This window comes from Pseudomonas sp. P5_B3, assembly GCF_056400405.1.
Genome location: NZ_JBFULI010000044.1, coordinates 23,657 through 36,387 on the forward strand (window position 1 = coordinate 23,657; position 12,731 = coordinate 36,387).

Sequence of the window (12,731 nt, forward strand, 5' to 3'; positions counted from 1 at the left end):
TTCAGGTGGAAAACTGTAGAATCAGTACCACCATCGTGAACACCGGGTGCTCCGGGGTGATCATTCAAGCCATCAAACAATATCGTCAATCACGATATGCCGTTGCCCACGACTGCACTGCTCAATCCGAGCCTCAACCTTATAAACGCTACGCAGCATCGATTCGGTAATCACCTCGTGACTCGGGCCGCTGCCTTGCGTGGTGCCGTCGGCAATCACCAGAACCTGATCGGCGAAACGCAGTGCCTGATTCAGGTCGTGGATGGCGATGAACACAATGACCTCGCGTTTTCGGGCCAGGCTGCGCATGAAGTTCAGCACCTGAACCTGCCGATGCATGTCGAGGGCGCTAGTCGGTTCATCCATCAGCAGTATTTCCGGTTCGCGCACCAGGGTTTGTGCGATGGACACCAACTGTTGCTGACCGCCGCTGAGTTCACCGAGGTTGCGAAAGGACAATTCGGTGATGCCCAGCGCCGCGAGAATCTCATCGACCAGTTTCAATTCATCATCGTGAACGACCCAGCCCGGCGTCAGTTGCTTGCGCGCCAGCAGCACCGACTCGTACACCGTCAACCGGGCGCTGGCATTCAGACCCTGGGGCATGTAGCTGATGCCCGTCGGGCCTCTTTTCGACTCTTGCAAGATCACCTGTCCGGGGCCGTCGATCAGTCCGGCCATGCGCTTGAACAGAGTCGATTTGCCGGCAGCGTTGGGCCCGACTACGGCGACCACCTGACCGCCGAAAAACGTCGCCGTCGAGACATCACGAATGATCTCGCGCTGGCCGTAGCGGGCACCGAGATTCTCCAGCTGCAGCTTCACCATGAGTTTTTCTTCCCGCCGAGAATCAGAGATATGAAGAACGGTACGCCGATCAGCGACGTGACCACGCCGATGGGGAATATCGCGCCGGGGATCAGGGTTTTGCTGACCACGGAGCTGGCCGACAGAATCAACGAGCCGGTCAGCAAGGAGGCTGGCAGGAAAAACCGCTGGTCCTCGCCGATCAGCATACGGGCGATGTGCGGACCGACTAGCCCGATGAAACCGATTGTGCCGACAAACGCCACGGGAAACGAGGCGAGCAGGCTGACCATGATCAGCGTCTGAAAGCGCAGGCTGCGTACGTTGATGCCGAAACTGGCGGCCTTGTCGTCGCCCAGGCGCAGGGCGGTCAGGGCCCAGGCGCGTTTGGCGAATATCGGCAGGGTGATCAGGATCACCAGACAGATAATGCCGAGTTTCGGCCACGTCGCTTTGGTCAGGCTGCCCATGGTCCAGAACACCACGGCGGCCACGGCTTGTTCAGTGGCGAAGAACTGCACCAGCGCCAACAGCGCATTGAAGGTGAACACCAGCGCGATACCGAGCAACACGATGGTTTCGGCGGTGACGCCGCGACGCATGCTCAGAAAGTGAATCAGCAGCGCCGACAGCATGGCCATGATGAACGCGTTCAGCGGCACCATGAATTGCGCCGCCAGCGGGAACAGCGCCACGCCGAATGCCAAACCCAACGCCGCGCCGAAGCTGGCGGCGGCGGAAATACCCAGGGTGAACGGGCTGGCCAACGGGTTGTTGAGGATCGTCTGCATCTGCGCGCCGGCCAGCGACAACGCCGCGCCAACGGCAACGGCCATTAACGCCACCGGCAAGCGGATATCCCACATCACCACGCGCACCTGCGGTGAAGCGCTGTCCGGCGAAAACAGTGCGCCGAGCACTTCGCTGAGGCTGTAGCTCGCCGGGCCCAGGGCCAGATCGAGCAGCACGCTGCACATCAACAGAATTACCAGCCCGGAAAGAATCAGGCGTTTACGCAGCACCAGACGACGGTAGGTTTCACGCTGCACAACCACGGCGTCGGTCAATGAGCTCATGGCTTGACCTCGGGTTGGCGCAGGCTGACAAAGTAGCCTGACTCATACGGTACCGGCAGGAAGCGCTCATGCAGTTCACGGAATGACGCGTCCGGATCGAGATCGGCAAACAGCTCCGGATGGAACCATTTCGCCAATTGCGCAATGGCGACGAATTGGTAAGGACTGTTGTAGAACTGATGCCAGATGGCATGGAAGGCTTGATTGCCCTGGGCCTTGATGCCAGCGTAGGCCGGACGCTGGGTGTACCACGCGAGTTTTTTCCTGGCTTGTGTCATGTCCGCGCCCGGACCGACGCCGACCCAGTGGCCGCCGGGGGCAAAAGCTTCCCAGTTGGCGGTGGTGACCACTACGTGCGCAGGATTGGCAACGACGATTTGCTCGGGGTTCAACTGGCCGAACGTGGACGGAATGATGCGGCGGGCAATGTTGTCGCCACCGGCCATATCGACGAACAGGCCAAAGTTCTCGTTGCCGAAACTCAGGCAGCAATCATCGGTGTAGCCGCCGATGCGCTCAATGAATACGCTGGGGCGGGGCGGGTGTTGTTTCTCGATGATGTCGGTGACGCGATGAATCTGCTGGTTACGGAAATCGATGAAGGCTTCGGCTCGTTGTTCCTTGCCGAACAGTTGGCCGAACAGGCGCATGGTCGGCTCGGTGTTCTGGATCGGATTGTTGCGAAAATCGACGTACACCACCGGGATGTCCAGGGCGTCGAGCTTTTCGATGTAGCGCGCATCTTCGGTGGCGTGCTGCGCCTCGATGTTGAGGATGATCACGTCCGGGCGCTGCGAGATGGCCTGCTCGATGTCGAAAGTGCCGTCCTCAAACCCGCCGAAGGTGGGGATTTTGGCGATGCCGGGGAATTTGCGCAGGTAGGCGTTGTAGGTGTCCGGGTCCGACTGGATCAGATCCTTGCGCCAGCCGACGATGCGCTCGATCGGGTTTTGTGTGTCGAGGGCGGCGACCAGATACAACTGCCGGCCTTCACCGAGGATGACCCGTCTGACTGGCAAATGAACCTTGACCTTGCGCCCCAGTAAATCGGTCACCTCGGTGCGCGCTGCATCCGCATCCGCTTCGGTGGCGTTGGCACTGCGTGACGCCAGGGAAAACAGGCTCAGCAGTCCTGTCAGTAACAGCGCAGCAAAAGCGTAGCTGCGTCGATCAAAAGTCACCATGGTCAAAGCCTTTGCAAAAGTCAGGTCGGCCAACGGTTCACACCGCCACCGGGCTGAACGTTTCAGAAATCGACAGTCGCCGACAGTAATAAGGTGCGCGGTGAACCTTGGGAGAACGCGCCATAAGAGGCGACGCCCGACCAGTATTCGTGGTCGAACACGTTCTGCACGGTGGCGCGGAACGTGGTCGGTCGTTCATCGATGCGGGTGATGTAACGTGCGCCGACATCGAAACGGGTCCAGTCATCCAGTTTTTGCGTGTTGGCCTGATTCACGTACTGGCTGCCGGTGTGGATAGCGCCACCGGTCAACGTCAGGCCTGCGACCCACGAGGTGTCCCATTCGGCCCAGAGGTTGGCCTGAACTTCGGGTACGCCGACCGGTTTATTGCCACGGTTGGCGGCCACGCCGGTTTTGGTCAGTTCGGCATTGAGCAGGGTCACACCACCGAGCACACGAGTGCCCGGAGTGACTTCGCCGAATACATTCAGCTCGAGCCCGCGATTGCGTTGTTCGCCCTGGACCGAAAACACCCCGCTGGTCAGTTCGCCGCTGGGTTTGGTGATCTGAAACAGGCTGAGGGTGGAGGTGAAGGTGCCATAGTCGGCCTTGACCCCGAGTTCATGCTGGCGGGAAACGTAAGGGGCGAAAATTTCGCCGGCATTGGAAGCGGTGGAGGGCGCGATGTCGCCTTTGCTCAGGCCTTCAATGTAGTTGTAGTAGAACGACACGTGATCCCAGGGCTTGAGCACTGCACCGAACAACGGTGTGGTTCGGCCGTCATCGTAGGACGTGGTGACGACGCCGGACGCATTGTAGTTGTCGGATTTGATGTTCTGTTTGCGCATGCCGAGGATCATCTGTGCACGGTCATCCAGAATCGACAGCGTGTCAGCCAGCGCCACGCCGGTCAGTTCGCTCTCGGACACTTTTGGCGTGTCCGGCTTGGGGATGCAAGGCTTCGGGCGATCCACCGGATGGTAAATATTGGAGAGGATCGGCGCGCCGGAAATGATCCCGCGAGACAACACGTCGCGGTAACGACTGACCTGCAAAGCCGTGCGATGACTGATCGGCCCGGTGTCGAAACGCAGGCGCGCACCGGCGTCGACGGTGTAACGCTCGACTTCGAACTTGTAGTAACCGGGGATCGACGAGGTGTCGCCAGCGGCGTTGATAATGGTCGGGGTCTGGTCGGACATCCGCGCAACATCCGATTTGCCGCCGCCCGCGTGGGCAAACACGGTCAGGGTGTCGCTGAGGTCGTATTCGCCGCTGAGCAACGCCGATTTGTCACGGGTTGTCGACCAACCCCAATCCTGACTGACATTGGTCCGGCCGTTGGCGGCCGAGGGAATGTCCACGCCCGAAGCGATCAGAAACGGTCGTGAGGCAGCGTCGAAGCTTTCTTTCTGGTTGAGCCAATCAAAGGTGGTGCGCAGGCGTTCGCCCTGATAATCGAGGGAAATGGCGCCGATATCGACATGGCGCGATTGATCGTCGATCACCGTATCTCCCAGTTGTGTGCTGCCGTTGATGCGCACGCCGAGGCGGCGTTCTTCACCGAAACGCCGACTGACATCGAGGTGTCCACCGAGCTGCGAGTCCATGACGTAACTGGTGGTGAAACGGGTCAGGTCTTCATCGAGGGAGCGCTTGGGCACCACGTTGATGACGCCGCCGACCGCGTTGTTGGGTGACATGCCATAGAGCAGGGCACCGGGGCCTTTGACCAGTTCGATACGCTCGGCGTATTCGGTGAACACCCGGTAGTTGGGCGCCACACCGTACACGCCGTCGAATGCCAGTTCSCCCARATTGCCTTCGCCGACGGGAAAGCCACGGATGAAGAACGAGTCGACAATCCCCCCGGTCTGGCCAGTGGAACGTACCGATGAATCGCGCTCCAGCACGTCGCCGACGGTGACTGCCTGTTGATCCTTGATCAGTGCCGAAGTGTAGGTGCTGACGCTGAAAGGCGCGTCCATCACATCGGTATTGCCCAGAATGCCCAATCGTCCGCCATTGGCCACCTGGCCGCCGGCATACACCTGCGGCAAAGATTCGGCGCGCTTTTCAGTGCCGATGACGGCCGTTTCATCCAGTGTCACCCGGCGCGGGACCAGTGTGTAGCTGCCGTCGCTGCGTAAAACCATGTCCAGGCCACTGCCTTCCAGCAAACGATTGGCCGCCTCCTGGGTAGAGAAATTGCCGATCAGCGCAGGACTGGTCAGGCCTTCGGGCAACGATGGCTGGAACGACAGAGCAATGCCGGCGTCCACCGCGAAGCTCGACAGAGTGGCACCCAGTGGCCCGGCGGGGATGTTGTAGGCGCGGACCGCGACAGAGTCCAGTTGCACCGGCACGACGGCCAAGGCAAACGGGCAAACGGCACCGATCAGGACAAGCCTTAGCAACGCACTGCGAACAACTGGTTTGAACTGACGATCCGGGCGCAGGAGGCGTGCAGCAAGCATGGATGAATGAGCCTATGAACAGGACGCAAAAGTGCTTCTCCCCTGTAGCCAGTCGAGATCAAAAAAAGTATCACCGGCTCGGTAAATATTTTTTTGACTCAGGCCGGGGAGAGCATGACCCAGTAGCCATTCAAATGGCCGCTGACGAGAATCGGGTAGGTTTGCGCCAGCATGTTCAACGTGCGCTGGCTGTCGCTGATGGGGTAGGCGCCGGAAATGCGCAGATCGGCAAGCGCCGGATCGAGACGCACGAAGCCACGGCGATAGCGCGTCAGTTCGGCGACGAAATCGGCCAGGCGCATTTTGTCCGCCATCAGCATGCCTTGGGTCCAGGCGCCGACGTAGTGGTCGGCGACGCTGAGCTGGCCAAGCGTGTGGGAAGAAAAGTCGGTGCGTTGACCGGCATTGACGATCAGGGGTGTGCTTTGGCGATTTTCCGCGAGTTCGACTTTCACCGCGCCTTCCAGCACGGCAAGGTGAGTGCGAGGTTGCAGCTCTCGAACGGTAAACCGCGTCCCTAATGCCTGCATGCGGCCCTGACGGGTGCTGACCAGAAAGGGGCGGGCGATCGGGGAAATGTCCGGTGCGGTTTGCACCAGTATTTCGCCTTCGCGCAGGTGGATGAGGCGTTGATTGGCGTCGAACAGCACGTCGATGGCGGTGTCGGTGTTCAAGGTGATTTTCGAGCCATCGGCCAGAGTCAGTTCGCGCTGCTGACCGACGGCCGTGTGATAGTCGGCGGACCACTGCTGCGATTCGGCCAGTTTCCAGCTGCCCCAACCGGCTGGCAGGATCGCCAGAATCATCGCCAGTTTGCCCAGCGCCGCGCGCCGTTCCGAGCTGCTTGGGCGATCGAGTGCCGACATGGCCAGCGACGGTGGCAAACCGCCGAGTTTGGTTTGCAACAACTGCGCGCGCGACCAGGCTCTGCTGCGTTCGGGCGTGCTGACTTTCCAGCACTCCCATTCGGCACGTTCGGTGTCACTGAGTTCGCTTTCACTCATGCGGATCAACCAGTCGGCCGCTTCTTCAAGGGCCTGGTGGTCGAGGTGCGGTTCATTGCGCCGTGCGAGCATTCATTCCACCAGCAACAGGCACTGCACGAAGGCTTGCTTCATGTAGCGTTTGACGGTGATCAGCGAAACGCCCAATTGCTCGGCGATGTCGTCGTATTTCAGGCCGCTGATCTGCGACAGCAGGAATGCGCGTTTGACCAGCGGTGGCAGGGCGTCGAGCATCGCGTCGATTTCGTGCAGGGTCTCCAGCACCATGAAACGCAGTTCCGGCGAAGGCACTTGCGGCGCGGGCACATGAGCGAGGGCATCGAGGTAGGCGCGTTCCAGTGCCTTGCGCTGATACCAGTTGACCAGAATGCCTTTGGCCACGCAGCTCAGGTACGCGCGAGGTTGCTCGATGACGGTGACCCGGGACGCGAGGATGCGGGTGAAAGTGTCCTGCGCCAGATCCGCCGCATCCATGGCGTTACCCAGTTTTTTCCTCAGCGTCGCGTACAGCCAGCCGTGATGGCCGCTGTACAGGGCTTCGATCGCGCGCAGGTGATTGTCATTATTCGCGGGAAGGGTTTCGCTCATGGCTGCAGATTTTTTATGCAATTGAGAAGTATTCCCAATGCTAGTTTACAAACCCGCTGCGACGCAAGCGCCGATTGTTGTCCTGTTCAGACTCGCGGCTGACGACGCAGCGCAGTAATCATCGTGTCGATTTCCGCCTCGGTGTTGTACGCATGCAGCGMCGCGCGGCTGACCTCCGGCAAGTTCCTGTGCTACATGTCGAGCAGGGTTGAGCGGAACGTCGAGGTGGTGACGTTGATGCGTTTTTCCTGACTGGCCAGCCACTGCTGAACCTGCGCGGCGCTGCTATTGCAATGAGTGAAGGTAACGATGCCGGATTTGACCGCCCCCAGGTCTCGCGGCGTCACGCCCGGGATATCTGCCAGTCGCTGGCGCAGATAATCCGCCAGATGCTGAATCCGCAGCCACATCGGTTCGATGCCTTGGGCCAGTGCGTATTCCACCGCTGCCCCGAGGCCCAGTTTGGCGGCGACATTACACTCCCAGTTTTCGAAACGCCGTGCGTCGGGGCGGATTTTGAACGCGTCCGCGGTTTGCAAAGACGCCGCATGCAGGTCGAGAAACGCTGGCACCAGCTTCTGGCACAGCGATCTTTCGACATACAAAAATCCCATCCCTCGCGGCCCGCGCAAGTATTTGCGGCTGGTAGCGGCGAGCATGTGGCAACCGATTTTCTGCACATCGATCGGCATCTGCCCAACCCCCTGGCAAGCATCGAGCAAAAACAGCACACCCGCCGTGCGGGCGAGGGCGCCGATCTGCTCGATGGGTTGCACCGGCCCGCCGTTGGTGGCGATCACGGGCAGGGAGATCAGCGCAACCCGATCGTCGTCGAGCATATCCTTGAGCGCCGATAACGAGACCTGGCCGTGCTCATCGTTGGGAATGACGCGAATCTCGATGCCGCACTGCTGCTTCAATTGCAGATAAGGAATGTAGTTGCCGGCGTACTCGGTAGTCGACGTCAGCACCACATCGCCGGGTTGCAGCGGCAATGAGTAGAACGCCATGTCCCAGGCGCGCGTCGCGTTTTCGATCACCGCGATTTCATCGAGTTGCGCGTTGATCAGGCGCGCGATGGCGCCATAGACATTGTCCACTTCGGCCGATTGCTGCCCGGCCGCTTCATACCCGCCGAGACTCGCTTCAAGCTGAATGTGGCGGGTCATGGTTTCGATCACCGGCGCGGGCATCAGCGCCGCGCCGGCATTGTTGAAGTGGATCAGTTGCGCGACGGCGGGTGTGTCGGCACGCAGTTGTTCAATGTTCAAAAGCTGGCTCCTTGATCAATCCCCGGGCGGGGCAGGACTCGGTTGCATCACCGCAGGCCAGTAACGCAGCGCAACAATCGGGATCAGCGCCACGACGTAGGCCAGGCAAACGAACAGATAGGTGTACTGCAAACCGTAGACCTGACTGAGCAGACCGCCGGCTGAGATCCCTGCAATCGAGGCAAATTGCGCGGTGCCCTGTGCGATTCCCAGCACATGGCCCTGCTGCGAGCTGTCGGCGGTTTTCGATATCAGCGCCATCAACACCGGCGTGGTCGCACCCAGCAATACGCCCCAGATAAAGTAGGCGATGACGAACACCACCGGATTACGGGTGATGCCCGCCACGGCGGTGAGGACGATGCAACCGATGACGACGTAGGTCATGCGCTGCAAAGTGTCTTGCTGGCCACGGTGTTCGAAATAACGCGACCACGAAGTGGCCGACAGAATGAAACCCAGCGCCAGCAAGCCGTAGCACAGGCCGACCACTGAATTGCTGACCTCGAATACCGAGCTGACATACAGCGAGAACGACGTCTGTGGCAGCATCCGCGCCAGCAACAGAATGCCCATCACGCCGAGCAGCGACAGCAACGGCGAACCTTGCCAGAGGTTGCCGGAACGGCTGGCCGGCACGGTCTTGTCCGCGACCACTGCTTTCTTCACCGGCGGCACATCCGGCAAGGTCACGGCGGCGATCACGGTGCACACCGCACACAACGCCGAGGCGATGATGTTGATCCAGAAGAACGTCGCGTAATCGAGGATCAAACCACCGACTACCGCACCCAGCAGTGAGCCGACGTTGGTCGAGATTTGCAGAATGGCGAACAGCCGCGCCCGTCGCGAAGGCGCTTCAATGCTGACGCCATACGCCTGCGCCGGAGCGATGTAGCCGGCGAACGCGCCTTGCAGGAAACGCAGGATCAGAATGACCCAGATGTCAGTGAACAGGGCCAGCCCAAGCTGGGTCAAAGACAAACCGGCGAGGGCGCGGATCATCATCAACTTGTGGCCGTAGCGATCACCGATACGGCCCCAGAATGCACTGGTCAGAATAATGCCCAGCATCGGCCCGACGTACACGGCGATGCTGGCGAAGCTGAAAACCGACTCCGAAGTCGTCAGCCCACGCAGGTGGACAGGCCAGAACGGCCCGCTCATTTCCATCGCCCCCATCGACACCAACTGGATCGCAAATAGAAGATAAATCAGGATTCGTACTCTTGAACCCTGGATGACACCTGCATGGGACATGAGTCAGCCTCGGTTAAGCGCTAGCGAGCGGGTTGGTCAGGGTGTGTTGCAAACGATAGTTGCTGTACTGCATCAAGTGCATGCGCAACAACGATCGGGTCGGCCATGGATCTTCGACGAACGCCTTGTGCTCGGTTTCCCACACTGCAGGCGAGACACGATCGCGCACGGCCTCGAAGGCAAGGTCGGTTTCCTCGCGCAAGACTTGCCACAGCCGCGTGTTGTTCAAGCCGTACTCCTTGGTCAGCCACAGGGCGATCTCGTGCAGATGCGTGAGGAACGCCGCGTCCAGCACAAACATGCGCACCGGCTCGATATCACCGCAGAACACCGTCGGCAGAATACCCGGCTGAACATGCGGTTGCAGGCTGTAGCCACGTTCTTCCAGCCATGGCGCGTAGGTGCGGCCATCGCCGAAATCGCGGATCAGCAGACTACGTGCTTTGCCGTCGGGGGAAAACAGCACCATGGTGTTTTGCTGGTGGGCTTCGAGGCCGATGCCGTACATCAAATAGRTCGCCACCACCGGGTGGGTGACCACTTTGGCGTACTCGCGGAACCAGCTCTCGACCTGTGCTGCATTGGCCCGCACGCCATCACGCTCGATCAGATCGGTGAACAACGGCCGACCACTGCCGGGCAAACGAGTGAACAGCGAGGCCACGGTAATCGGCAGGCAATCGTCATTGCGTTCGAACGCTGGCGCGCTGGCGCGATAGACCACGGACAAATGACGGCCCGGATGATCGTCCTGGGTGACCGCGTTTTTGTAACGCACACCGATTTCTTCCGGGAAGATTTCCAGGCGCTGATCGAAGCCGTTTTCGACCTCCAGAATCCTGGTGATCACCGTGCTGATGCGCGGCCCCATGTGAATCGATTTGGCTTGCAGGCTGCGCAGCTCGCTGGTCATCCATACGGCGATTGGCAATTTGATCAGCGGCGCACATTCGTCCAGCACCGGCATCATCGTGCGGTAGGACATGGTCGGCAGGGTCGGGATGTCCGGGCCGTCGGTGATCAGGATGCCTTCTTCGATTTGCGCCGCGAAGGTCTTCAGCACATAGGCCTGCAAGTGCCAGGCGTGAATCGGCAACGGCAGCCACTCGGTTTCGTCCAGGCCCTTGCTGTTGAGCGAGGCTTTCCATTGTTCCCATTGCGCCGCAAAGTTGCCAGCGAACCAGTCGTGGTAACTGGTCACGTGAGGCATGCTTTCACTTTTTGCGTTGTCGGCGCGCAACGCGGCGATGCGCAGCGGCACGTGCGCGTTGAACTCGGGCGACAGTTGCTCGACTTCCTCATCGGTCAGGCCCGGTCGGGCTTTCCACGTAGGGTAGTACGGATGGCCTTCCAGTGAACCCCACTGGTCGAGCAGGATCGCGGCGTCCTTGTTCTTGGCGTGCTGGCGCAGGTAGTCAGTGAAGCTGTTGAGCCCTTTATCCTTGGCGGCCTGTTGCAGTCGGGCGTTCCATTGCTGGCGATGCCGACGCGCGTGAGCGTCGTTGGTCAGGCTGTTTTCCATGTCGGATTTAAGCCCGGCCACGCCTTCGTCAGTCGGTTCGAAGTCGAAGCTGTCGCGCAGCACATCCAGCATGTCCTGATGGCTGGTGATGACCTGGCGCACACCTTCGTCGGTCACCAGCACCACGTCACCGTCATTGACCACCGTGTCGGCCGGGCCTTTGGCAATGTCGGAGAAAGCCAGGTGGGCGCGGCCGCCCTTGAGCGGGTAAGTGGCCTGGTTGCCCTCGACGGAAAAGCTCAGGGCCGAACGGTCGAGGATGTTTTCCGCAAAAAGGCAGCGAACCAAGCGGCGCATGGCGTTTTTGCGGGAGTAGGCGATCAGTGTCTTGAAGTCATCCATATCAGCGGTCTGCTCATCGAAAATTGAATAAAGAGATCAAGCGGCGGCGCTTGTCGTGTGTGGCCAGTGGCTCGGGAAGTAATCGAGCGCCGAGTCGCGCAGGCCTTGCATGTAGGCCACGCTCCACTGAAGGACTTCCTCGATATACGGCACCTTGAGGTCGAAACGTTTGGCCATTTCCACCAGCAGCACCAGGCCGTAGGCGACGTCTTCGTTGAAGGCCCGGCTCTCGCGCTCGATCACGTAACCGGCGCGGTTGCCGGCGGCTGGCACCATCGGCGCGAGGATGTCGTTGTAGGCCTGATTGGTGCGCAGGATCGACAGCATGCTGCTCTGGTCGCGGATCTGCTCGCCGTAGGCCTCGACGATTTCCTGTTTCAGGGATTTCACCGAGGACAGGTCGATGCCCAGTCGTTGGCTGATCACTGCGCACAAGTCCTGACTTTCCTGATCCATGCGTTCGAGGAAGTAAGCGCCCAGTTCCGGGCACTCGGTCCACCAGCACATGGGTTGCGGGAAGATCTTGCGATGCCACTGGCCGTACGGGCCGATGAGGCCGTAGATCACCGAGCTGTGCATGATCGGGTTACCCGGCGTCAGGGTGATCTCCAGATAGTGGTCGAGCATCGTCACGCACGGGCCGTACAACCGCGTCAGGATTTCCTCCAGTTGCTGACTGGACGCCCGCGACTCGCGGGCATGGGTTGCCACATACAGCTGGCTTTTGCCGCCGCCCATTTTGATCGAGCGCCCCGGTGTCAGCTCGAACGCAGTATGCGGAACATCCTTCATGCCCCAGATCACTACATTCGGCCGATCGGGCAGGGTAGCTTCAGCCAGCCAGTCGAAACCACAAAACCCCGGAATCGCGCCGACGTAAACCGGTTTGCTCGCGCTCAGATGCGGCGCAATGGCCTTCAGCGTTTGTGGTCGGGCATGGGCGGGCACGGTGATGATGACGATGTCGGCATCTTCCACCGCCGCTTTTGCATCGCTGGTTACCCGATCCAGCCGGGCACTCAGGGTCGAGCCATCGGGCAGCAAGGCCTGCATCGGCGTGTGACGGGCGTGCTGTTCGATGACCTGCGGATTATGGGTGTGCATCGAAACCTGAACGTTGGGCAGTTGCTTGAACAGGATGGCGTTGAGATGGCCGGTCCTGCCGCCACCACAGATGGCGACTTTCAACAGATTCATCGA

Annotated in this window: 10 protein-coding genes; all 10 read right to left on the reverse strand. The window is 60.2% G+C overall.

Features of this window, described 5'->3' with window-relative positions; genetic code table 11:
• Positions 1-72: 72 nt before the first annotated feature.
• Positions 73-828: an ABC transporter ATP-binding protein gene (locus AC1DRN_RS22450; protein ID WP_457265913.1), complete on the reverse strand. Its 756-nt coding sequence runs from the start codon at positions 826-828 to the stop codon at positions 73-75.
• Complete coding sequence (locus tag AC1DRN_RS22455; RefSeq protein ID WP_095129830.1) at positions 822-1,883, reverse strand: FecCD family ABC transporter permease; 1,062 nt, start codon at positions 1,881-1,883, stop codon at positions 822-824. Before AC1DRN_RS22455 ends, AC1DRN_RS22450 begins: the two co-directional genes overlap by 7 nt.
• Positions 1,880-3,067 carry an ABC transporter substrate-binding protein gene (locus AC1DRN_RS22460; protein WP_457265912.1) on the reverse strand — a complete coding sequence of 396 codons (1,188 nt, stop codon included), beginning with the start codon at positions 3,065-3,067 and terminating at the stop codon, positions 1,880-1,882. Before AC1DRN_RS22460 ends, AC1DRN_RS22455 begins: the two co-directional genes overlap by 4 nt.
• Positions 3,068-3,129: 62 nt before the next feature.
• Positions 3,130-5,544: a TonB-dependent siderophore receptor gene (locus AC1DRN_RS22465; RefSeq protein ID WP_457265911.1), complete on the reverse strand. Its 2,415-nt coding sequence runs from the start codon at positions 5,542-5,544 to the stop codon at positions 3,130-3,132.
• A 98-nt stretch (positions 5,545-5,642) separates the two neighbouring features.
• Positions 5,643-6,620, reverse strand: coding sequence for a FecR domain-containing protein (locus AC1DRN_RS22470; RefSeq protein WP_457265910.1), 978 nt, complete (start codon positions 6,618-6,620; stop codon positions 5,643-5,645).
• Positions 6,621-7,136 (reverse strand): sigma-70 family RNA polymerase sigma factor, encoded by a 516-nt coding sequence (locus AC1DRN_RS22475; RefSeq protein WP_223458047.1) that lies wholly within the window; start codon positions 7,134-7,136, stop codon positions 6,621-6,623. It abuts the gene before it with no gap.
• 191 nt (positions 7,137-7,327) lie between these two features.
• Complete coding sequence (locus AC1DRN_RS22480; RefSeq protein WP_457265909.1) at positions 7,328-8,407, reverse strand: aminotransferase class V-fold PLP-dependent enzyme; 1,080 nt, start codon at positions 8,405-8,407, stop codon at positions 7,328-7,330.
• A gap of 15 nt (positions 8,408-8,422) precedes the next feature.
• Positions 8,423-9,667: an MFS transporter gene (locus AC1DRN_RS22485; RefSeq protein WP_223458042.1), complete on the reverse strand. Its 1,245-nt coding sequence runs from the start codon at positions 9,665-9,667 to the stop codon at positions 8,423-8,425.
• 13 nt (positions 9,668-9,680) lie between these two features.
• Entirely contained in the window at positions 9,681-11,531 is a 1,851-nt protein-coding gene (locus AC1DRN_RS22490) for an IucA/IucC family protein (RefSeq protein ID WP_477786802.1), read from the reverse strand.
• 36 nt (positions 11,532-11,567) lie between these two features.
• Positions 11,568-12,728 (reverse strand): NAD/NADP-dependent octopine/nopaline dehydrogenase family protein, encoded by a 1,161-nt coding sequence (locus tag AC1DRN_RS22495; RefSeq protein WP_223458038.1) that lies wholly within the window; start codon positions 12,726-12,728, stop codon positions 11,568-11,570.
• Between the last annotated feature and the right edge of the window lie 3 nt (positions 12,729-12,731).